Below are 20,948 nucleotides of genomic sequence, written 5' to 3' on the forward strand. Positions count from 1 at the left end.
GGACGTCCCTTTGGGATCGCCATGAACGGATGCCGCAATGCCAATCCGTCGATTGCATACTCAAGGCGAGATTAGCCGTTTTCGTGGTACTGCGCACCTGGGAATGCAAGGGAGGATTTCCGGGCGCGCAAGAGGTGCAAAGGGTGGGGAAAGCACCCGTTTACGGCCCGATGCGGGGCGAAGCCGGCGCGCCAAAAAAAACGCCGGCTGTCGAGGGACAGCCGGCGAAGATGAAGGGAGCCTCATAAGGAGGTTGAAGGCTTGAGAGTGTCAAATCCGTCACGGTCAAGCCCCTCTTATATAGCCCGGTCGCGGATTGGTGAAAAGTTAAAAAACCGTGGCAAGCGTGTCACACTCGAAAAAACTGACCTCGTGGTTAACCCTAAAGGTCAGTCGCCCCGCACTTCCTCCACCATTTCCTCCAAACGGGCGAAATCGCGGACGAGGAGGGAGTTGTCCTGGCGGATGACCAGCTTGTCGCGGGACAGGTCGCCCAGCACCCGGGCGACGGTCTCACGGGTGGTGCTGACCCGGGCGGCGATGTCGCTATGGATGGGGATGGGGGAGATGGCGGCGGTGTTGTCCGTCTTCAACGTGGGCTTGGCCAGGCGCAGCAGCTCGGCGTGGACCCGGTTGTTGGCGCCCAGCGTCGACAGATCCATGATCCTTCCGGTGGCGGAACGGACGATGCTGGCCAGGCGTGTCATCACGCCCCAGGCGATGTCGGGGTTCTGGGTCACCACCTGCTGGAACAGGCGGGGCGACATGAAGGCGACCATCACCTCCGTCAGCGCCACGATGCTGGCCGACCGCGCCTCGCCATCGATCGCCGACAGTTCGCCCAGATAACCGCCGGCCTCGACGTCGTCGAAGGTGACCTCGCGGCCGGAAAGGGAGTAGTTCACCACCCGCACCCGGCCCTCGACGATGAAACAGACGTCGCGGCTGTCCGACGCGCGGTCGATCACCTGCTCCTGGGGGTGGAAATGGCGCCAGCTGCATTGCTTGGCCAAATTGGCGCGCTGGTCCGCCGTCAGGGGGGCCAGCAGGTCGATACTGTCGAGGGACGCGGCTTCGATCACGGGGGTAGGCTCCGGATAGGGTCGTCGCGGCGCGGCACCTGTCATGGCGTGCGCGCCGGGCCCCTAACATTGTGCCAAAAGGCCGATTTAACAGGGGCTGGGCGGACAATAACGGCCCGCGCGCCCGCCGTAAACGGCCCCCCGCCTTTTGGTGGAGCTGCCCTATGTCTGAGGAACGACCCCCCGCCGGGACGCCAGGGCCGATTCCTCCACCCGGATGCGGTGGGCCAGCAGCAGGGCGTTCGCCAGTGAAAAGACCAGCGCCAGCCGCCACGCGCCGAAGGCCAGCGGCACCGCCGCGATTTCCGCCACCACCACGCAATAATTGGGATGGCGCAGAAAGCGGAACGGCCCCCCCTGGACCAGCGGCGCCCGCGGCAGGGTGATGATCCGGGTGGTCCAGTAGGGACCCAGGGTGCGGATGACCCAATAGCGCATCAGTTGCAGCGGGATCAGCAGGGCCACCAGCGGCCAGACGATGGGCGCGTCGGCGGGGATCAGCAGGAACAGCGCCGCCAGCCAGGCGCTGTGCAGCACGATGAACAGGGGATAGTGGGCCCGCCCCACCTCTTGTCCGCCCTGGTCCAGCAAGCGCCGGGTGTTGCGGTTGGCCACCCGCAACTCCGCCAGCCGCTGGATGGCCAGCAGCGCCACGACGCCCTGCGGCGGCCCCATCGGAAGGCTGAGATCCATTTCCGTTCCTTTCCCTCGTCCCTTTCCCTATAGCCGCATCAGGCCCAGGGCGCCGACGAAGCCGGGCCCGAGGGAGGACAAAAGATGCAGACCCCGGGCGTGCTGGCGCAGACGGCGCTCCAGCACGAACAGGACGGTGACGGCCGACATGTTGCCATGGTCGCGCAGCACTAGGCGGGCGTCCTCCAGGCCATCCGTGGCGGGGGCCAGCACCTCGGCCAGGGCTTCCAGCACCTTGGTGCCGCCGGGATGGCAAATGACGCCGGCGAGATCCGACAGGGTCAGGCGCTGCCGGTCCAGGAAACCGCCCACCACCGCCGGCAGCTTCTCGCGCACCAGGGTGGGGATGCTCTGGGCGAAGATGACGCCCAGGCCGTCATCCTCCACCTGCCAGCCCATGATGCCCAGGCTGTCGGGCCAGCGATGCTCCGCCGACGCCAGGAAGGCCGGGCCGTCATCCTGGCCGGCCGGATCGGCGCGCAGGACGGCGGCCGCCCCGCCATCACCGAACAGGGCGGCGGCGATGATGTTGGCCTTGGACAGGTCGCCCCGGCGGAAGCTGAGGGCGCACAGTTCCACCACCAGCAACAGCACGTTGGCCCCGGGCCGCGCGGTGGCCCACGTGGCGGCCCGCGCCAGGCCCAGGACGCCGCCGGCGCATCCCAGTCCGAACAGCGGCATGCGCTCAACATCCGGGCGCATACCCAGGCGCTGCATGACCAGCGCGTCCAGGCTGGGCGTGGCGATGCCGGTGGAGGAGACGGCGACGATGGCGTCCACGTCGGTGGGCTTGAGGCCCGCCCGTTCCAACGCCTGGGTGGCGGCGCGGGCCAGCACGTCCACCGCGTGCTCCAGGTACAATGCGTTGCGCTCCGCCCAGCCGTGCGGTTCCAGGTACCATTCCAGCGGTACGCAGGAGGCGCGGCCCTCGATGCCGGCATGGGTGAAGACCGGCGCCATCCGGTCGAAATCGCGCAGACGGTGGGCGAAAACCTGGCGGGCGCCGGCCAGCGCCTGGTCCTGCGTCAGCCGATAGGGCGGCAGGGCCGTGGCCAGGGAGAGAAGCCGGGCGGTGGGTGATGGGGACGCATGCGGGTCACGGGCCATGGATGGTGTTTCTAACCCCCGGAAGAGCGCGGCCGCCCGATCGCGCCCGTATGTCGCGTCGGCGGGGACAGAGGGCGATGTCGTCGGCCGGCTATCAGTCCCTGGCCATCATCCTATGCCCGTGTCCCCGGGGGGCACATCCGCTACCTTGGTGGGTGGGCCGCGCTGCCAGGTGTTGGAATAAATGCCTAGGCCGCTTCGTCGGCGTCGCCCTAAAGGACGGCCAGGACACCCAGGCCGATGATGATGCCCACCAGCGGCGCGCAACCCAGCGTCAGGCGGACAGGGCCGATGGGGCTGGGCTGATCCGCCGGGATGGCGCGGGCGCGGTAGGCGCCGATCATGCCCAGGGCCAGCGCCCCGCCCAGGGCCCCGCCGATGATGGTGCCGATCAGGGCGCCCCGGCTGGTGACATGGGCGGGCGGCATGACGCTGATGACGGCGGGCACCAGGCCCAGGCCGAAGCCGATCATCGCGTGCTTGAACACGGTCAGGGTACGCAGGCTGACTTTCGCGGCCATGGGGCGACCTCGGATGCGGAGGGATGGAACCTCATGCGAGATATGATGGCCCGGCCGGTCCGCCACTATGCGGAGGGAATAGCCCGCGCGAATAAACTCAGCCTGAGCGCAGCGTCCGCACCGCCTCGTCCCGCTGGAAGAGATAGAGCAGCACGCGCAGCGCCTGGCCGCGCGGGGTTTCCAGGTCGGGGTCGCGGGCCACCATCAGGCTGGCGTCGTCGCGGGCGGTGGCCAGCAGGTCGGCGTGCACGGTGATGTCGGCCATGCGGAACTCCGGCAGGCCCGACTGGCGCGTGCCCAGCACCTCGCCGGCGCCGCGCAATTCCAGGTCCTTCTCGGCGATGACGAAGCCGTCCTCCGTCGCCGTCATCACGTCCAGGCGGGCGCGGGCCGTCTCACCCAGCGGCGCGGCGTAGAGCAACAGGCAGGCGGAGGGGCGGTCGCCGCGCCCCACCCGGCCGCGCAACTGGTGCAGTTGGGCCAGGCCGAAGCGCTCGGCATGCTCCACCACCATGATGGTGGCCTCCGGCACGTTCACCCCCACCTCGATGACGGTGGTGGCGACCAGGACGGACAGCTCGCCGGCGGCGAAGCGGGCCATGACGGCGTCCTTCTCCGTGCCCTTCATCTTGCCGTGGACCAGGCCCACGCTGTCGCCCAGCCGCTCCATCAGGGTGGCGTGGCGCAGGGTGGCGTTGGCGAGATCCACCGTTTCCGACTCGTCCACCAGGGGGCAGACCCAATAGACCCGCTGGCCGGTCTGGATGGCGGCGGCCACCCGCGCCACCACCTCCTCGATGCGGTCGGCGGGGGCGGCGCGGGTCACCACCGGCTTGCGCCCTGGCGGCTTTTCCATCAGGCGGCTGACGTCCATGTCGCCGTAGGCGGTCAGGGTCAGGGTACGGGGGATGGGGGTGGCGGTCATGACCAGCGTGTCGACGCCGCGCCCCTTGGCCGCCAGGGCCAGGCGCTGGTGCACCCCGAACTTGTGCTGCTCATCGATGATGGCCAGCGCCAGGTCGCGGAAGCCGACGTCCTCCTGGAACAGGGCGTGGGTCCCGATCAGGATGTCGATCTCCCCCGTCACCAGGCGGTCCAGCACCTGCTGGCGTGCCTTGCCCTTGTCGCGACCGGTCAGCAGCGCTAGGCGGATGCCGGCGGCGTCGGCCAGATCGGCCAGGCTTTCGGCATGCTGGCGGGCCAGGATTTCCGTGGGCGCCATCAGGGCCGCCTGGGCCCCCGCTTCCACCGCCGTGGCCATGGCCATCAGCGCCACGATGGTCTTGCCGCTGCCGACGTCGCCCTGCAACAGGCGCAGCATGCGCTCCGGCTTGCCCATGTCGGCGTCGATCTCGGCCAGGGCGCCCACCTGCGCGCCCGTCAGCTGATAGGGCAGGGCCTGCTGGATGCGGGCGCGCAAGGCGCCCGTGCCCACCGTGGCGCGGCCGGCCAGGCGCCGCTGGTGCCAGCGCACCAGGGCCAGGGCCAGCTGGTTGGCCAGAAGCTCATCATAGGCCAGGCGCTGGCGAATGGGGGACAGCGGGTTGACGTCCTCCTCCCCCTTGGGATCGTGCGCCGCCGCCAGCGCCGCCTTCCAGCCGGGCCAGCCCTGGCGTTCCAGCCAGGCGGGGTCCTGCCATTCCTCCAGGTCCGGCGTTCGCTCCAGCGCGGCATGGATGGCGGTGCGCAGCGGCTTGGGATTCAGGCCGCCGGTCAGGGGATAGACCGCCTCCACCTCCTGCGGCGGGACGCCTTCCTCGACCGGGGCGAAGTGGTCGGGGTGGGGCATCTGCAGCAGGCCGTTGTAGCGTTCGACCTTGCCGCTGATCACCACCATCTTGCCCTGGGGCAGGCGCTTCTCCAGCCAGTCGCCCTTGATGTGGAAGAACACCAGCTCCATCTCGCCGGTGTGGTCGGTGCAGCGCACACGGTAGGGGCGGTGGCGCTGCACCGGCGGCATGTGCCCGTCCACCCGCACCGTCAGGGTGACGATGCGGCCCTCCGGCGCCTCATTGATGCTGGGCGCGTTGGCGCGGTCCAGCACGCCCGTGGGCAGGTGCCACAGGATATCCGCCACGTGCGGGCCGGTCAGCCGCTCCGCCAGCTTGCCCAGGCGGGGTCCCAGGCCCGGCAGGCTGGTGATGGGCGCGAACAGGGGATAGAGGACGGGCGGACGCAAAGGGCAGGCTCCAGGACGCAAAACCGTAGGCATATGCCTATATGTTATCGGGCCGGGTTGTCGACCGGCTACCGTCGTGGGGGCTCTTGCGCGGCGAGGCGTGTTTACGATGTGTTCTTGTTGGGGTATGGTGGGACCATTCCAAGCGGCGGAGCCGACATGACCAAGATGATGTCTGACAGCATAAGGCTGGAGCCTGAGCTTAACGACCAGGTGACCGCGCTGGCGGAAGCTTTGGACCGGTCGCCGTCCTGGGTGATTGAACAAGCCGTCCGGGATTATCTCGCAGTCCAGGAAGGGCACCTGGCGGCCATTGACCAGGGGCTGCGGGAGGCTGACGCGGGTTTGCTGATTCCCCATGAAGAGGTTGCCGCGTGGATTGAGTCGCTGGGCACACCTGGCGAATTGCCCATGCCCAGGCCGAAATAAGGTCTGGTATGCGCCTTCATTGGTCCCCCTCGTCCTTGAGGGACGTGGTGTCCTTGCAAATCCATATCGCCCAGCATGATCCGCAGGCTGCGGAAAGTCAGCTTCGGCAAGTTGTCATGGCGGCCAAGGGGCTGGTCCGGTTTCCGGACATGGGAAGGCCGGGACGGCGCCCCGGCACGCGAGAGCTTGTCGTTACCCGAACTCCTTATCTGATCGCTTACAGGATACGGGGTGACAGGATCGACATTCTGCGCGTACTTCATGGCCGGCAGCTTTGGCCGGATGCCTTCAAGTAAGTTCGGCCGCTCGCGCGTTCCTATTATCAAGGCTTCCAATCATGCCCACCGACACCCTTCCCGAAGATGCGCTGACCGTGCGCATCAAGCGCCTGACCTTCCGCAGCTGGCATCGCGGGATGAAGGAGATGGACCTGCTGATGGGCACCTTCGCGGAAAAGCATCTGGCCGGCTTCTCCTCGGAACAGCTGGACCGCTACGAGCATCTGCTGGATCTGAACGATCCGGACGTCTTCGATTGGCTGCTGGGCCGCACTCCCTTTCCCGATGATGTGGATGCGGAGCTGATGGCCCTGCTGCAGGCCCACCGCGTCGCCTGATCGCCCACCCGCTTACCGCTTGGCTACTCCCATGTCCGACACCGTGCTGCCGCCCGCCGTCCTGTCCAGCCTGGCCCCCGACACGCCGCGCCGCCTGTTGGTGGCGGGCGCGCCGGAGGGACATGACGCGCGCGTGCTGGCCGATCTGGCGCGGCGGGCGGGGCCGTCCGGCCTGCTGCATGTGACGCTGGACGACGCGCGCATGGCCCGGGTGCAGGAGGCGCTGGCCTTCTTCGCGCCCGACGTCACGTTGCTGCCCTTTCCGGCCTGGGACTGCCTGCCCTATGACCGCGTCTCGCCCAACGGCGACATCGTCGCCCGGCGGATCGAGACGCTGACGACCCTGCTGGGCGCCCGGCCAAAAGGCGCCTTCATCGTCCTGACCACGCTGAACGCTGCCTTGCAGAAGGTGCCGCCGCGCCTGGCCTTCCGCAACGCCACCTTCCAGGCCAAGGTTGGCGGCCGTCTCAACGTCGATGAGTTGCAGCGCTTCCTGGCCAACAACGGCTACACCCGCGCCCAGACGGTGCGCGAGCCGGGCGAATACGCCGTGCGCGGCGGCATCATCGACCTGTTCCCGCCGGCGACGGCGGAGCCGCTGCGCCTGGACCTGTTCGGGGATGATCTGGAAGGCGTGCGCGCCTTCGACCCCATGACCCAGCTGACCACGGAAAAGCGCTCAGGCGTGGACCTGAAGCCCATGTCGGAGATTTTCCTGGACGAACCCTCCGTCCAGCGCTTCCGCACCCGGTACCGGGAGCTGTTCGGCGCCGTCACCGACAGCGACCCGCTGTATGAGGGCATCAGCGCCGGGCGCAAGATGCCGGGCATGGAACATTGGCTGCCCCTGTTCCATGCCGGCCTCGACACCCTGTTCGACTATGTGCCCGCCGCCATGGTCAGCCTGGACGCGCAGGCGGAGGAGGCGCGCGACAGCCGCCTGTCCCAGGTGGCGGACTTCTATGAGGCCCGCCGTACCTTCCAGGAGGTGGAGAAGAAGTCGGGCACGCCCATCTACAAGCCGGTGCCCACATCCGCGATGTTCCTGGACGGCGACGCTTGGGACCGGCATCTGGCCCTGCGCTGTGTCGCCCAGCTGTCGACCTTCGCGGCGGTGGCCAGGGAAGACGGGGAGGGTGGGGCCAACCCCAACCTGGTGGACGCCGCCGGCCGCCGGGGGCGCGACTTCGCCGACGCCCGCGCCAACCCGGACGTGAACGTCTTCACGGCCCTGGGCCAGCATATCGACCAGCTGCGCGCTGACGGCCGCCGCGTGGTTGTGGCGGGCTACAGCCAGGGTGCCCGCGACCGCCTGGCCAAGATGCTGAAGGAACACGGCATCGATCCGGCGCCCACCGCCGACAGTTGGGCCGAGGTGGGGGCGCTGGCGGCTAAGGCCACCGCCGTCGTCGTGCTGGGCATCGACAACGGCTTCGTCACCGACACCCTGGCCGTCATCACCGAGCAGGACATCCTGGGCGACCGGCTGGCGCGACCCTCGCAGAAGAAGCGCCGTGCCGCCAACTTCATCGCCGAGGCCGCCAGCCTGGCGACGGGCGATCTGGTGGTCCACGTCGACCACGGCATCGGCCGCTATGACGGGTTGGAGACGCTGACCGTCACCGGCGCGCCGCACGATTGCCTGCGCATCATCTATGACGGCGGCGACAAGCTGTACGTGCCGGTCGAGAACATCGAGGTGTTGTCGCGCTTCGGCTCCGAGGAATCGGGCGCGCAGCTGGACAAGCTGGGCGGCGTCGGCTGGCAGTCGCGCAAGGCCCGGGTCAAGAAGCGCCTGAAGGACATGGCCGACGCCCTGCTGCGCATCGCCGCCGAGCGCGCCCTGCGCAAGGCCCCGCCGGTGGAGGTGCCGGAGGGCGTGTATGACGAGTTCGCGGCCCGCTTCCCCTATGCCGAGACGGACGACCAGCAGCGCGCCATCGAGGACGTGCTGGAGGATTTGAATTCCGGCCAGCCCATGGACCGCCTGGTCTGTGGCGACGTCGGCTTCGGCAAGACGGAGGTGGCGTTGCGCGCGGCCTTCGTCGCGGCGATGAGCGGCCTGCAGGTGGCGGTGGTGGTGCCCACCACCCTGCTGGCCCGCCAGCACAGCCGCACCTTTGAGAAGCGCTTCGCCGGCTTGCCGGTGCGCCTGGGCCAGCTGTCCCGCCTGGTGACGGCCAAGGAGGCCAATCAGACCAAGGCCGGCCTGGCCGACGGCACCATCGACATCGTCGTCGGCACCCATGCCCTGCTGGCCAAGAGCATCCAGTTCAAGCGCCTGGGCCTGGTCATCGTCGACGAGGAACAGCATTTCGGCGTGAAGCAGAAGGAACGGCTGAAGGAACTGCGCACCGATGTGCACGTCCTGACCCTGACCGCCACGCCCATCCCCCGCACCCTGCAACTGGCGCTCAGCGGCGTGCGCGAGCTGTCGCTGATCGCCACCCCGCCGGTGGACCGCCTGGCCGTGCGCACCTTCGTGCTGCCCTACGACCCGGTGGTGATCCGCGAGGCCATCCTGCGCGAGCATTACCGGGGCGGGCAAAGCTTCTACGTCTGCCCGCGCATCGAGGATCTGCCCAAGCTGCAGGAGCGGCTGGCCGAACTGGTGCCGGAAGTGAAGATGATCACCGCCCACGGCCAGATGCCGGCCGCCCAGCTGGAGGAGGTCATGACCGCCTTCGACGAGGGCAAGTATGACCTGCTGCTGGCCACCAACATCATCGAAAGCGGCCTGGACATCCCCAGCGCCAACACCCTGATCGTCCACCGCGCCGACATGTTCGGCCTGGCGCAGCTGTACCAGGTGCGTGGCCGCGTGGGCCGGGCCAAGGTGCGGGGCTACGCCTACCTGACCTATCAGCCCAAGACGGTGCTGTCGCAGACCGCGCAGCAGCGCCTGCACGTCATCGAGACCCTGGACAGCCTGGGCGCCGGCTTCCAGCTGGCCAGCCACGACATGGACATCCGGGGTGCCGGCAACCTGCTGGGCGAGGAGCAGTCCGGCCAGATCCGCGAAGTGGGCGTGGAACTGTACCAGCAGATGCTGGAAGAGGCTGTGGCCGCCGCCCGGGGCGGGCTGTCGGAGGCCCAGGCGGCGGAGGAGCAGTGGACGCCCCAGATCCAGCTGGGCATGCCCGTCCTGATCCCCGAAAGCTACGTCGCCGATCTGGGCATCCGCCTGTCGCTCTACCGCCGCGTGGCCGATCTGGTGGACCGGGCGGAGATCGACGCCTTCGCCGCCGAACTGGTGGACCGCTTCGGCACCCTGCCGGGGGAGGTGGAGAACCTGCTGCGCCTGGTGGAGATCAAACGCCTGTGCCGCGACGCCGGGGTGCAGAACCTGGACGCCGGGCCCAAGGGTGCCGTCATCGGCTTCCGCAACAATGAGTTCAAGAACCCGGCCACCCTGGTGGGATTCATCCAGCAACAGGCGGGCACGGCCAAGATCCGCCCCGACCACAAGCTGGTGCTGCTGCGCCCCTGGGACAGCGCCGAGACCCGTCTGGACGGGGTGCGCAAGCTGATCGGCGACCTGGCGAAGATGGCCGCCGGCGAAACGGTGAAGACCGATCCGCCCCCGCCACCGCCGCCCCCGCCGCCGCCCAAGCCCCAGGGCAAGCCCGTCTCCGCCTGGGGCCACAAACCACCGCTGCCGGCCAGCAAACTGGGCCGGCCGGGATTCTCCACCCCCCCGCGCAGTCGGCGGTAGGGGCGCTGGCTGGAGCAATGGAAACGGACTAAACTCCAACTCCTGGACCACTACCGGTCGGCGAGGCTGCTCATGACCGCCATGGATGAAGCGCAAGAAGCCCTGGGACAAGGAGAGGCCGCTCGTCGCGCGGGGCGACCTCAAGAGGCGCTGGATGCGTTCTGCCGGGCGGTTGCGCTGTTGCGGGCGGAGGGCGAGGGGAGCGGCCTTGCCCACGCCCTGACGCGGTTGGCGCAGGCGTTGCGTGACCTGCGGAGAGCGGGGGAGGCGCTGCCCCTTCAGGAAGAAGCGGTCCACATCCTCCGCCATGGAGGCGACACCCTTTCGTTGGCCCGCGCGCTGCGCCACCTCGGCGGCATTCTCGACGACCAGGCGGCACACGCCCGGGCGATGCCGGTTTATGAGGAGATGATGGCCTTGTATTCGGGCATGGAGACCGCGCCGCTGGAAATGGCGAACGCCGTGCGCAGCCTGGCCTGCAATGCCGAGGCTCGGGGAGACCGCAGTGACGCTGTTGAAAAGTGGCAGGACGCGCTTGGCCGCTACACCGCGCTTGATGCCGTGTTTCGCCAGGACTACGGCCTGCCGGACAATCCCGGCGTGAAGGAGGCACAGACGCGCCTGATGGCGTTGCGAGGGGAACCGGACCCAATCTGAGCAGCCGGCGGTAAGCCGGCTCAGGCCGCGCAGACCCGGTTGCGGCCGTCCGCCTTGGCCTGGTACAGCCGGGCGTCGGCGGCGGCGATCATGCCGTCGGGGCCGTCCTGGCCCAGGTCGCCGCTGACGCCGATGCTGATGGTCACCGCCAGGTCGGGGTGGATCTCCTGCCAATCGGCGGCGGCGATGGCCTGGCGCAGGCGTTCGCACAGGGCCGCCGCCTCGGCTGCGCCGGTGTCTTGCAACAGCATGACGAATTCCTCCCCGCCATAGCGGGCCGCCAGGTCGCCCGGCCGCAGGGCGGCGCGCAGCAGGTCGGCCACCTGGCGCAGCACGGCATCGCCGATGGCATGGGAATAGCGGTCGTTGATGGCCTTGAAGTGATCGATGTCGCCGATCATCAGCGACAGCGGCCGGCCCTCCCGCACCGCCCGCTGGTACAGCATGCGCGCCTGTTCGTCGAAATGGACGCGGTTGTGCAACTGGGTCAGCCCGTCGCGGATGCTGATCTCCCGCAATCGGGCCGCGTCGCGGGCCAGCGCCTCGGCCATGTGGTTGAAGGCTTGGGCCAGGATGGCGATCTCATCCCGTCCGTTCACCGCCACCCGCTGGCCCAGGTCGCCCGCCTGCATGGCGCGGGCGGCGTCGGTCAGGCGGCGCAGCGGCCGGCTCAGCCGTCTGCCGATCACCAGGCCCGCGCCGACGGCCAGGATGGCGGCCAAGGCGCAGGCCCCCAGCAGCGCGTCGCGGGCGACGCCGACAAAGCGCAACTCGGGTGCGGAGAAATTGACCTGACCCTCGGGGTGGAAATAGCCGATCAGCCGGCCATCCACCCGCAGGGGTTCCGCGCCCGCCTGGTCGTCGGTGCTGACGTGGTCGCCAATGGCGTAGGCCGGCGTTCGGGTCAGGGCCACGCCATCGGGGGTGAAGACCAGGAACTGGATGGGGGGCGCCGTCCGCCGCTCAGATTGGGCCGGTCCGTCAAGCTGCGCGCCCGGCGACCCCATTCCAGGCCCGGCGCCGTTCTCCTGGGGAGGCCGTCGCCCCGGGCGCCCCGGGCCGCCGCCCATGCGGCGCTGGCTGAAGGCCGCGAAGGGTTCCGCCGCCGCACCCGCGTCCCAGGATCCATAGGTCTGGACATAGGCCTGGACGTTGGCGCGGAAGCTGTCGCGTGCGCCGGCCAGATGCATGTCCGTGAACCGCGTCACCACCCGCTGATAGGCGACGACGCCCACCAGCGTGACGGACGCCAGGCTGGTCAGCAGCAGGGCGAGGACGATCTTGGTGCGCAGGGACATTGGGGTGGTGCGCCGGCATCGTTCAGGTCCAGCGCAGTCTAGCGGGGCTTGGTGGTGGCCGGAAAGGCGGCTTGTGAAGCGGGGCCGGGCCAACCGTGGTGGCGCCCCGTGTCGCGGCGCGGCGCCATGACGGTCCTCGCCGCCCGCGAGGGGCGTTGTCATACCCTCGGCGACGCTTCGCCAGCCGCCCGCGACCGCGATGTTGCCGGGGAACATTTCATGCTCAAACATGAAATAAATTAATAAGCTACTCTGCCCGGATGCAATTTCCCGTCTGTTTCCCCATGATCGCCCTCATCCAAGTAACGATGGGAGAAAGCCGCCATGGCCACCAACAGCACGCATCCGGAAACCCTGGTCCTGCACGCGGGATACCGCGCCGACCCCGCCACCCATGCCGTGGCCGTGCCCATCTACCAGACCACCAGCTATCAGTTCGACGGGACGGAGCATGCGGCCAACCTGTTCGCCCTGAAGGAACTGGGCAACATCTACACCCGCATCATGAACCCCACGACCGACGTGCTGGAGCAGCGGCTGGCGGCGCTGGAGGGTGGGGTGGCGGCCCTGGCGGTGGCGTCGGGCCAGGCGGCCAGCACCTTCTCCATCCTGAACCTGGCCAGCGCCGGCGACAATTTCGTCACCTCCACCGACCTCTATGGCGGGACCTGGAACCTGTTCGCCAACACCTTCAAGCAGCTGGGCATCGAGGCGCGCTTCGTCGATCCGTCGGATCCGGAGAATTTCCGCCGCGCGACGGACGACCGCACCCGCGCCTACTACGCCGAGACGCTGCCCAATCCCAAGCTGCGCGTCTTCCCCATCGCCGAGGTGGCGGCCATCGGGCGGGAATTGGGCGTGCCGCTGATCATGGACAACACCGCCACCCCCATCCTGGCCCGGCCGCTGGACCTGGGGGCCGCCATCGTCGTCTATTCCACCACCAAATATATCGGCGGCCACGGCACCAGCATCGGCGGCGCGATCATCGACGGTGGCAATTTTGATTGGGAGGCGCACGCCGACCGCTTCCCGCTGCTGAACCAGCCGGACCCCAGCTATCACGGGGCGGTATGGACCCAGGCGGTGAAGCCGCTGGGCCCCATCGCCTACATCCTGCGCGCCCGCGTCACCCTGTTGCGCGACATCGGCGCCGCCGTCAGCCCCTTCAACGCCTTCCAGACCATCCAGGGGCTGGAAACCCTGCCGCTGCGCCTGCGGGAGCATAACCGCAACGCCACCGCCGTCGCCGCCTTCCTGGCCGAGCATCCCAAGGTGGCCGCCGTCATCCACCCCAGCCAGCAGACGGGCGAACTGCGGGCCCGCGCCGACGCGGTGCTGAAGGGCGGCTATGGCGCGCTGGTGGGCTTTGAGCTGAAGGACGGAGCGGAGGCCGGCCGCCGCTTCATCGACGCGCTGAAGCTGTTCTACCACGTGGCCAACATCGGTGATGCCCGCAGCCTGGCCATCCATCCGGCCAGCACCACCCATTCCCAGCTGTCGGTCGAGGATCAGGCCGCCACCGGCGTCACCCCCGGTTATGTCCGCCTGTCCATCGGTATCGAGCATATCGACGACATCCTGGCGGACCTGACCCAGGCGCTGGACGCGGCCTAGCGCCGTTCGTGGGGCGCGGTGGTAATACCGCCGCGCCCTTTCCCCCACAAGGGGCAGTGACCTACCCCATCGATCCCAACCGGGTTGTCGTACAGCCGTGTCCGACATGTCCGACGCGTCCGCAACGGTTGTGGTTCCCGGCGGTTGACTGAGATTGCTCATAAATTTTCTGGCGCAGGGTTTGCTTGTAGGGTGGCGGTGGTGAGGTCGCCTGGTCATCACGGATGGCGCGTTGCTCCCACCGATATTGTTGAGCTGGTGATAGCCAGATCAATAGAATGCCAGACAAGGGGGATTGAAATGAGCGGATGGTCAGATCAGACGCGTGCAGAATACGATGGCGCCTATTTCAAGATCTTTGGATCTCCGGCTGCCGCGCCATTGGATTCTAAAAATGTATTTGTAGCGTGGCGCGATGGCTCGAAAGATTCCATACGAATTTCGTATTCTGTATACATAATAGATACAAATAAATGGGGAAAAAGCAAATTAGCTGGATTTAAAGATGGAACAGGCAACGAAGTTCCTTTTAATACAAAGCAGTCGCCATGCGTAGCTTGTATTGACACCGGTAAAGTATTTTTAGCGTGGAATGGATCAGGGAATGATGGGATATGGTATTCATTCTATAATTTTGCAAATGATGTTTGGGCTAATCAGAAGAATATAAAAGTCAACGGTAAGGCACCGGATATAAGCGGCGCTCTGGCTGCCGTTTATGTGCCGCCGAAAGATGGTGAGGGTCGACCAATAAAGGGTGTTGGAGACAATGGCGCAGTCATCATCGCCTATATTGGAAACAATAATCAATACCCGGGTATAAAATATGTAATTGGCACCTTGAATTCGGAGCGCGACGGCATCGACGTGTGGTCTGAGCCGGCTATGGCGCAGGATGTGGATGGTACGATTTTTGGTACTGTCCAGGCTGCGGGGATCACTTTGGCGCTTACGACCGTTGATGGGCAGGTTGCTGTTGCGATGGCGTGGGATGGTTCGGGCAACAATGGTATCTGGTTCTCCCAGTACGTCATAAATTCCAACGCTTGGACACCGCAGTACAATATCAAGGCCGTTAATTCGTCCTCGAAAAAATATCCGTATGGCCCCGGGCTTGTCGCATACGATTCAGTGGCGGATGGCGAAAGTCTCATGCTTGCGTGGGCTTATCGCGACGACGGTCAGGCCAATTTTTTCAAAGACGTGCCTCCTCTTGTTGCTTCCGCCCGTGCCCAGGGCTGGACATTGGGTGGCACCAATTACGCTTTAACCGCGCCCGACGGCAGCACGGTATTCGCCTTCTGGAACGGCGTTGCCGATAATGGCTTCTGGTACGCCAGTTATTCCAGTTGAACATGCATCTTGAATAGCCTCCGGGCACATGGGCTGTTTCTAATCATGTGCCCCTTCTTTTGGAATAATATAAATTGTTAAACAACATGTAATAAAATGTGCTTATTTATCCTAATTTAATGGAAATATTTTCAACTGATGGGGAAGGGCATGGAAAACCGCTTGTCGTCAATCAAGCATGTGGTCCAGCTGATGCTGGAGAACCGGTCGTTTGACCAGATGCTGGGCTTTCTTTATGAGGACAGCGGCAACCGCTCCCCCGCCGGCCACCCTTTCGAGGGGTTGACCGGGCGTGAGACCAATCCCGACGGCGCCGGCCATGAGGTGCGGGTTTTCAAGATCGGGCGGGAGGTGCAGCCCAGCCCCTATTTCATGCCGGGCGGCGACCCGGGCGAGGGCTTCTTCAACACCAACGTCCAGCTGTTCTCCACCGAGAACCCGCCGGACCGCGCGCGGCCGGACAACCGGGGCTTCGTCGTCAATTTCCGCAGCGCCATCAACTACGACAACGGGCAGCAATACATGCATGTGCTGCCCGGCACCGCGCCCAACGACATCATGGGCATGTTCACGCCGGACCTGCTGCCCGTCCTGTCGGGCCTGGCGCGCGGCTACGCGGTGTGTGATCGCTGGTTCGCCTCGGTGCCGACCCAGACCATCCCCAACCGCTGCTTCGCCGCCGCCGCCACCTCGCAGGGGCATCTGGACAACAAGGTGAAGACCTTCACCTGCCCCAGCATTTTCGGCCAGCTGTCGCGGTTCGGCGTGGACTGGGCCATCTTCGGCTATAACCAGCCGCCGATGACCCGCCTGGACTATCCCGACACCCGCAATGCGCCCGACAGTCATTTCGGGTTGTTCAGCGACTTCCAGGCCCGCGCCCGCGCCGGCACCCTGCCGGCCTACACCTTCCTGGAACCGGACTTCTCCTACACCGGCAACAGCCAGCATCCCAACTACGATGTCGCGTTGGGGGAGCAGCTGATCCATGACGTCTATTACACCCTGCGTGACAGCCCGTGCTGGAACGAGACGCTGCTGCTGATCACCTATGACGAGCATGGCGGCTGCTATGACCATGTGCCGCCGCCCTATGGCGCCACGCCGCCCGACGACACGGTGGGGGAGTTCGATGACTTCGATTTCCGCCGCTTCGGCGTCCGCGTGCCGGCGGTCCTGATCTCCCCCCTGATCGAGCCGGGGACGGTGTTTCGCGCCGACCACGGCACCATCGACCATACCTCCGTGCTCAAGACCATCGAGGAACGGTGGAACGTCCCGCCATTGACCCGGCGCGACGCGGCGGCGCCCAGCCTGGCCGACGTGCTGACGCGGGATGAGCCGCGCACCGACGATCCGCTGGCGGGCGTGGTGGTGCCCACCTCCGGCATGGTGCATCCGGGGCCCGGCAAGCCCTCCGCCCTGGAACTGGTGCACGCCCAGCGCCTGGCCGACCTGCCGGTCGCCAACGCCTACGGCACCTTCGACCACCAGCCGCCGGACCTGTCGACCGCCGCCGCGGTGGCCGACTATATCCGCGCCCGCACCGCGGCGTGGAAGCAGCACAAGGCGCGGCGCCAGGCGGGGCCGATCATGGCCACGCCCAGGGCGCCGCTGCCGACGGTGCTGCCCGAGGGTGAGGACGCGCCGGCCCCGGAAACCGCCGCTCCCGTCCCGGCGGGACAGGGCTGAAACATTCCGGTGGCCTGGCCGTCTAGAGCAGATCGCCCAAAGGTGGAATCGCCTTTGGGCGTGAAGTTGCTCGCGGACAGACTCAGCTATAGCCGGCTGTGGTTCCGATTAAACGCAGCCGGCTATAGTCAGGCCACCAGCCGGCGATAGAGGTGCCAGGTGCTGTGCCCCAGCACCGGCATCACCACGATCAGGCCGACGAAGACGGGCAGGGTGCCCAGGAACAGGGCGCCCGCCACGATCAGGCCCCACAGCGCCATGATTCCGGCGTTGGCCCACACCGCTCGGATGGAGGTGGCGACGGCGGTGTGCAGCGGCACGTCGCGGTCCAGCAACAGGGGGAAGCTGATGGCGGCGACGGCCAGCACCACCGCCGCGAAGCCGGCGCCGATGCCGCAGCCCACCGCGATCATGGTCCAGCCGGCGCGGGTGCCCACCACGTCGGCGGCGAACCGCGCCAGCGAGGCCGGCGGCTGGGGGCCCAGGGTGGCGTCATAGACCGCCTGGGCGGCGTAGAGCCAGGCGACGTAAAGGACGGTCAGCGCCAGGCCCAGGGTGGCGATGGCGGCGATGGCCGGGCTGCGCAGCGGGCCGAAGGCCTCACGCCAGCTGGGCCGGGCCCCGCGTTCCCGTTGCCGGCTCATCTCCAGCAGGCCGATGGCCGCCACCGGCCCCATCAGCACGAAGCCGGAGGCCAGCGGGAACAGCAGGGGCAGCATGTTCATGGACACCGCCGCCCGCGCCAGCACGCAGCCCAGGATGGGGTACAGGACGCACAGCGCGAAGACGTCGGTGCGGAAGGCGGCGAAGTCGCGGAAGCCGGCGGCGATGGCCTGGCCCAGATCCGCCACGCCGATGCGCCGCACCACCGGCGCCTCGTGCGCCCGCAAATCCTCCATATGCCCGATGGCCCGGCCGACGCTGGCGACACCCGCCGCCGCCTCGCCCAGCCGCGCCCATGTCCATTCCACGGGATTGCGTATGGTCTCTTGTGTCATGCCCTGATCCTCCTGAACCCGGTTGGTGTTGCAGGCAGGGGCCCAGAGATCGATCGGGGGGCCCAAGGCTGTGCGTGTCCTGTTTCTTGGCGCGGACGCTGGGTGCCGCACCTTTTAGGGGAAGTGTACGTCTGTCGCCGGGGCTTGTTAATGGGGCGATCGGAGGGGGACGTGACCCAACCCGTTTGGCTCAAGGAAGCCGGCACAACGATCAGTTTAACAGTTCTCGACCCGCTTGCCATGACACGATAGGCTGCTTGGCAATCCATGTGCGGTCGGATTAGCGTGTTCGGCCAGCCCGTCTCGAGGAAGATTCAGGAATGGAGAATACGACGGCGGTGTCCACGGCGACGCTCAATGCATATGATCCTTCGACGATCCAGGGGGCAATCATATGGGGCGTGGTCGCGGGTGTTCTTACGTCCGCATTTCTACTAATTCTCGGGCAGCTCATTCAAAAAGTCATTGTACCCTGGTATCAGGGCATCATTTTCAAAGGCGTTGATCTCGCTGGAAAATGGGTCGCGAGCAAAACTTTTGCAGATGGAATAACCTATAGCTATTCGATGATGATCCGCCAGAATGCTCATACTTTAAATGGAGCCATGAATATCGCGAAAAATAACTCCATACCCGGACCGCCGGGTGGTCATCTTGGTGATTATAATCAAGGTTTTACCCTCACTGGGACAACCTGGGAGGGCTTCGTGATGCTTAACTTGACGAGTGACGATCGACGAAGCCTGTCCTTTTCAACCAGCCTTCTTCAAATTCGAAACAGGGGGCAGTCCTTAGTTGGGCATATGGCCTATAGAAGCTCCCGCGTGGACCAGGTGGACTCCGAAGAAATCGTTTGGACAAGAATCTAAGGTTGACGAGTAAGGACCTATACTGAGCGACTAGCTGCAGTCATCGTAGATGACCGCTTCTGCTCAGCATAATATCTCGGTCCTGAAGGATTAATTGTCTGCGTTTTTTTGGGTTAATAACCCGCCTATCCGCTCACGGCCTCACACCGCTCCCAGTACCCCCCGAAGGATATCCTGCGAGCGCCGCTGGCCATAGCCCTTGCCGTAGGCGCTGGAGGTGATGGCCACCACCAGGCCCAGCGACGGCACCACGTAGATCTTGTTGCCACCATTGCCGGACGCGAAGTGCACGGGCACCGTCGGGCCGCCGCCGGCCGGTTCGTCCTTAGCGTACCATAGGTAGCCATAGGAATCGGCATAGGGGTCCTTGTCGGCGATGGGGTGGAGGGGGGCGGTGCTGTCGGCCAGCCATTGGGCGCTGACGATTTGGCGGCCGTCCGGTGCGCGGCCCCGGTCCAGCACCATCTGGCCCAGGGCGGCGGCGTCGCGGGCGGTGATCGACAGGTTGCCCTGGCCGGTGCCGTGGCCGCCGGGCAACTGGCGCCAGGCGTGGGCCGTGATGCCCAGCGGGGCGAACAGGGCCTGCTGCGCGAAGGCGTCCAGGCTTTGGCCGCTGGCGCGCTCGATGATCAGGCCCGCCAGGAAGGCGTTCAGCGAACAATATTGATAGGTGCGGCCCGGCGGCTCGCGCACCGGCACGGCCAGGGCCGCCGTCGCCCAGTCGCCGGTACGCTCCCCCGCCTCGTCCAGCGTGTCCTCGTTGCCGGGGGAGGCGGGGTCGGTGTCGTCGGCCGCCAGGCCGGAGCGCATGGTCAGCAGGTCGCGCAGGGTGATCCGCTCCCACCCCGGCGGCAGGGGGCCGGGCAGAAGGTGGGTGAGGGGGGCGTCGACGCCCGCCACCAGCCCCCGCTCGATGGCGATGCCCATCAGCAGGCCGGTCAGGCTCTTGGTGGCGGAGCGGATATCGTGCAGCGTGGTGGCGCCGTCGCCGTTGTAGTAGGCCTCGGCGATGCGGTGGCCGTGCTGAAGGACGACGACGCCCTTGAGGTCCGGGTGCGGGTCGGTGCGCAGGCCGTCGAGCAAGGCCGCCAGCCTGGCCGGATCGGGGGGGGCTGCCCGTGTGGCCACCGGGATCAGTCCGGTGAGGGCCGCCCCCGCCAAGCCGCCCAGCAGTCGCCGCCGTCCGCAAACCCATCCGTCCATGCCGCCTCTCCCCGGTTACGCGGGCGGGAGCTTCGCCGAGATCCCGCCGCTGGGGCAAAGGCCATCCGGGCGGGGTGTCATGGGGCCACTTACCGGGCGGACTATAGCCGGCTGCGTTTAATCGGAACCACAGCCAGCTATAGCTGAGTCTGTCCGCGAGCAGCTTCACGCCCAAAGGCGATTCCACCTTTGGGCGATCTGCTCTAGGAGGATGACGTTCCCATCAGGTGCAGCGCCATGACCGTCTCCGCGTAAAGGGGATGGGTCTTCGCCGTTTCATAGAAGCGTTTATCAGCTGTGACGACCTTGGCTGACAAATGCATGGCTGTGGCCAGGTACACACAGTCGTAGACAGGATGTTCCAAGGTCCGTGCGATACGAAGGGCGGCTGGCAAAAGAGACACTGTATCGATAAGACGCACCGGGGCTCCGACGAGGAAGCTTAACCGCTCCTCCGCCTCATCAGGGGTCAGGATTTTTCGTTGGGCCAGTTTCCACAATGCGTTCGCAGCTTCCGTCAGCCAAAGGGAAGGGGCTGCAAGGGGCCGGCCGTCAAGAAAGGTTGCCGCTGTTTCGCTGCCCGCTTCCTCACATACCCATTTCAGGGCGACGGACGCGTCGATAACCATCAGGCTCATCGTTCATCACGCGCTTCCCGAATAAGGGCCGTGGTATCCATGGCCTGCCGACCAGCGGATTGACGCCGAAGCTCGGCCGCGCGCTGGGCGAAGTCGGTGGGGCCAGGACGTAGGGCTTGTTCAAGAATGGCGCGGTGTTCCGCTTCCACGGAGCGGCCGTGGGCGCTGGCGCGCGTTTTCAGGGCGGCGACAATGGCGTCATCGACTTGGCGTACCAGCAACTGTGCCACGGAAGCCACCCCATAGAATGTGTGTCGCTGCAAATGATAGCACATGCTATC

Annotated in this window: 19 protein-coding genes; 9 read left to right on the forward strand and 10 right to left on the reverse strand. The window is 66.5% G+C overall.

Translation table 11 applies throughout. The features are described from left to right. Positions 1 to 389: 389 nt before the first annotated feature. From FHS74_RS24395 to recG, 5 genes are all read right to left on the reverse strand, one after another. On the reverse strand, positions 390 to 1,082 hold the full coding sequence (locus tag FHS74_RS24395; RefSeq protein WP_343067025.1) for a Crp/Fnr family transcriptional regulator: 693 nt from the start codon (positions 1,080 to 1,082) through the stop codon (positions 390 to 392). Between the two features lie 162 nt (positions 1,083 to 1,244). Further along, the gene (locus tag FHS74_RS24400; protein ID WP_184806580.1) at positions 1,245 to 1,775 is read right to left on the reverse strand and encodes an isoprenylcysteine carboxyl methyltransferase family protein; all 531 of its coding nucleotides are present in this window, start codon (positions 1,773 to 1,775) and stop codon (positions 1,245 to 1,247) included. A gap of 27 nt (positions 1,776 to 1,802) precedes the next feature. Beyond that, positions 1,803 to 2,882 carry a type III polyketide synthase gene (locus tag FHS74_RS24405; protein WP_184806581.1) on the reverse strand — a complete coding sequence of 360 codons (1,080 nt, stop codon included), beginning with the start codon at positions 2,880 to 2,882 and terminating at the stop codon, positions 1,803 to 1,805. 212 nt (positions 2,883 to 3,094) lie between these two features. Further along, a complete protein-coding gene (locus FHS74_RS24410; RefSeq protein ID WP_184806583.1) occupies positions 3,095 to 3,403 on the reverse strand; it encodes a hypothetical protein in 309 nt (102 codons plus the stop codon). A 97-nt stretch (positions 3,404 to 3,500) separates the two neighbouring features. After that, positions 3,501 to 5,582: an ATP-dependent DNA helicase RecG gene (gene recG, locus FHS74_RS24415; protein WP_184806585.1), complete on the reverse strand. Its 2,082-nt coding sequence runs from the start codon at positions 5,580 to 5,582 to the stop codon at positions 3,501 to 3,503. Positions 5,583 to 5,741: 159 nt separating this feature from the next. On the opposite strand from recG, the gene FHS74_RS24420 reads away from it, so the two are divergent. The 5 genes from FHS74_RS24420 to FHS74_RS24440 all read left to right on the forward strand — a co-directional run bounded on the left by FHS74_RS24420 (position 5,742) and on the right by FHS74_RS24440 (position 10,999). Then, entirely contained in the window at positions 5,742 to 6,011 is a 270-nt protein-coding gene (locus FHS74_RS24420; protein WP_184806587.1) for a CopG family ribbon-helix-helix protein, read from the forward strand. A gap of 8 nt (positions 6,012 to 6,019) precedes the next feature. After that, positions 6,020 to 6,307 (forward strand): type II toxin-antitoxin system RelE/ParE family toxin, encoded by a 288-nt coding sequence (locus FHS74_RS31355; protein ID WP_184806589.1) that lies wholly within the window; start codon positions 6,020 to 6,022, stop codon positions 6,305 to 6,307. A gap of 41 nt (positions 6,308 to 6,348) precedes the next feature. Continuing rightward, entirely contained in the window at positions 6,349 to 6,627 is a 279-nt protein-coding gene (locus FHS74_RS24430; RefSeq protein WP_184806591.1) for a succinate dehydrogenase assembly factor 2, read from the forward strand. A gap of 31 nt (positions 6,628 to 6,658) precedes the next feature. Beyond that, positions 6,659 to 10,342 (forward strand): transcription-repair coupling factor, encoded by a 3,684-nt coding sequence (gene mfd / locus FHS74_RS24435; protein WP_246463335.1) that lies wholly within the window; start codon positions 6,659 to 6,661, stop codon positions 10,340 to 10,342. A 72-nt stretch (positions 10,343 to 10,414) separates the two neighbouring features. Continuing rightward, positions 10,415 to 10,999, forward strand: coding sequence for a tetratricopeptide repeat protein (locus FHS74_RS24440; protein WP_184806593.1), 585 nt, complete (start codon positions 10,415 to 10,417; stop codon positions 10,997 to 10,999). 20 nt (positions 11,000 to 11,019) lie between these two features. Here the strand turns inward: FHS74_RS24440 and FHS74_RS24445 are convergent, their stop codons facing one another. Beyond that, positions 11,020 to 12,297 (reverse strand): GGDEF domain-containing protein, encoded by a 1,278-nt coding sequence (locus tag FHS74_RS24445; protein WP_184806595.1) that lies wholly within the window; start codon positions 12,295 to 12,297, stop codon positions 11,020 to 11,022. A 324-nt stretch (positions 12,298 to 12,621) separates the two neighbouring features. On the opposite strand from FHS74_RS24445, the gene FHS74_RS24450 reads away from it, so the two are divergent. From FHS74_RS24450 to FHS74_RS24460, 3 genes are all read left to right on the forward strand, one after another. Then, the gene (locus FHS74_RS24450) at positions 12,622 to 13,914 is read left to right on the forward strand and encodes an O-acetylhomoserine aminocarboxypropyltransferase/cysteine synthase family protein (RefSeq protein ID WP_184806597.1); all 1,293 of its coding nucleotides are present in this window, start codon (positions 12,622 to 12,624) and stop codon (positions 13,912 to 13,914) included. Positions 13,915 to 14,214: 300 nt separating this feature from the next. Then, the gene (locus FHS74_RS24455; RefSeq protein WP_184806599.1) at positions 14,215 to 15,267 is read left to right on the forward strand and encodes a hypothetical protein; all 1,053 of its coding nucleotides are present in this window, start codon (positions 14,215 to 14,217) and stop codon (positions 15,265 to 15,267) included. A 150-nt stretch (positions 15,268 to 15,417) separates the two neighbouring features. Continuing rightward, positions 15,418 to 16,959 (forward strand): alkaline phosphatase family protein, encoded by a 1,542-nt coding sequence (locus FHS74_RS24460; protein ID WP_184806601.1) that lies wholly within the window; start codon positions 15,418 to 15,420, stop codon positions 16,957 to 16,959. 128 nt (positions 16,960 to 17,087) lie between these two features. Here FHS74_RS24460 and FHS74_RS24465 read toward each other — a convergent pair whose 3' ends face one another. After that, positions 17,088 to 17,957, reverse strand: coding sequence for a DUF2189 domain-containing protein (locus FHS74_RS24465; RefSeq protein WP_184806603.1), 870 nt, complete (start codon positions 17,955 to 17,957; stop codon positions 17,088 to 17,090). 320 nt (positions 17,958 to 18,277) lie between these two features. On the opposite strand from FHS74_RS24465, the gene FHS74_RS24470 reads away from it, so the two are divergent. Beyond that, complete coding sequence (locus tag FHS74_RS24470; RefSeq protein WP_184806605.1) at positions 18,278 to 18,826, forward strand: hypothetical protein; 549 nt, start codon at positions 18,278 to 18,280, stop codon at positions 18,824 to 18,826. Between the two features lie 141 nt (positions 18,827 to 18,967). Here the strand turns inward: FHS74_RS24470 and FHS74_RS24475 are convergent, their stop codons facing one another. The 3 genes from FHS74_RS24475 to FHS74_RS24485 all read right to left on the reverse strand — a co-directional run bounded on the left by FHS74_RS24475 (position 18,968) and on the right by FHS74_RS24485 (position 20,897). Next, positions 18,968 to 20,029: a serine hydrolase domain-containing protein gene (locus tag FHS74_RS24475; RefSeq protein WP_184806607.1), complete on the reverse strand. Its 1,062-nt coding sequence runs from the start codon at positions 20,027 to 20,029 to the stop codon at positions 18,968 to 18,970. Between the two features lie 203 nt (positions 20,030 to 20,232). After that, positions 20,233 to 20,667 (reverse strand): type II toxin-antitoxin system VapC family toxin, encoded by a 435-nt coding sequence (locus FHS74_RS24480; protein WP_184806609.1) that lies wholly within the window; start codon positions 20,665 to 20,667, stop codon positions 20,233 to 20,235. Then, positions 20,664 to 20,897 carry a FitA-like ribbon-helix-helix domain-containing protein gene (locus tag FHS74_RS24485; protein ID WP_211106525.1) on the reverse strand — a complete coding sequence of 78 codons (234 nt, stop codon included), beginning with the start codon at positions 20,895 to 20,897 and terminating at the stop codon, positions 20,664 to 20,666. Before FHS74_RS24485 ends, FHS74_RS24480 begins: the two co-directional genes overlap by 4 nt. Between the last annotated feature and the right edge of the window lie 51 nt (positions 20,898 to 20,948).

The organism is Nitrospirillum iridis, assembly GCF_014205765.1.
Lineage (GTDB): Bacteria > Pseudomonadota > Alphaproteobacteria > Azospirillales > Azospirillaceae > Nitrospirillum > Nitrospirillum iridis.

Bases quoted from the DNA above. Each gene is read 5' to 3' on its own strand.
- FHS74_RS24465 (WP_184806603.1), bottom strand. From the start codon at position 17,957: ATGACACAAGAGACCATACGCAATCCCGTGGAATGGACATGGGCGCGG.
- FHS74_RS24480 (WP_184806609.1), bottom strand. From the start codon at position 20,667: ATGAGCCTGATGGTTATCGACGCGTCCGTCGCCCTGAAATGGGTATGT.
- FHS74_RS24470 (WP_184806605.1), top strand. From the start codon at position 18,278: ATGGAGAATACGACGGCGGTGTCCACGGCGACGCTCAATGCATATGAT.
- FHS74_RS24455 (WP_184806599.1), top strand. From the start codon at position 14,215: ATGAGCGGATGGTCAGATCAGACGCGTGCAGAATACGATGGCGCCTAT.
- FHS74_RS24430 (WP_184806591.1), top strand. From the start codon at position 6,349: ATGCCCACCGACACCCTTCCCGAAGATGCGCTGACCGTGCGCATCAAG.
- FHS74_RS24445 (WP_184806595.1), bottom strand. From the start codon at position 12,297: ATGTCCCTGCGCACCAAGATCGTCCTCGCCCTGCTGCTGACCAGCCTG.
- mfd (WP_246463335.1), top strand. From the start codon at position 6,659: ATGTCCGACACCGTGCTGCCGCCCGCCGTCCTGTCCAGCCTGGCCCCC.
- FHS74_RS24405 (WP_184806581.1), bottom strand. From the start codon at position 2,882: ATGGCCCGTGACCCGCATGCGTCCCCATCACCCACCGCCCGGCTTCTC.
- FHS74_RS24420 (WP_184806587.1), top strand. From the start codon at position 5,742: ATGACCAAGATGATGTCTGACAGCATAAGGCTGGAGCCTGAGCTTAAC.
- FHS74_RS24440 (WP_184806593.1), top strand. From the start codon at position 10,415: ATGACCGCCATGGATGAAGCGCAAGAAGCCCTGGGACAAGGAGAGGCC.
- FHS74_RS24410 (WP_184806583.1), bottom strand. From the start codon at position 3,403: ATGGCCGCGAAAGTCAGCCTGCGTACCCTGACCGTGTTCAAGCACGCG.
- FHS74_RS24460 (WP_184806601.1), top strand. From the start codon at position 15,418: ATGGAAAACCGCTTGTCGTCAATCAAGCATGTGGTCCAGCTGATGCTG.
- FHS74_RS24450 (WP_184806597.1), top strand. From the start codon at position 12,622: ATGGCCACCAACAGCACGCATCCGGAAACCCTGGTCCTGCACGCGGGA.
- FHS74_RS24400 (WP_184806580.1), bottom strand. From the start codon at position 1,775: ATGGATCTCAGCCTTCCGATGGGGCCGCCGCAGGGCGTCGTGGCGCTG.
- FHS74_RS24475 (WP_184806607.1), bottom strand. From the start codon at position 20,029: ATGGACGGATGGGTTTGCGGACGGCGGCGACTGCTGGGCGGCTTGGCG.
- FHS74_RS31355 (WP_184806589.1), top strand. From the start codon at position 6,020: ATGCGCCTTCATTGGTCCCCCTCGTCCTTGAGGGACGTGGTGTCCTTG.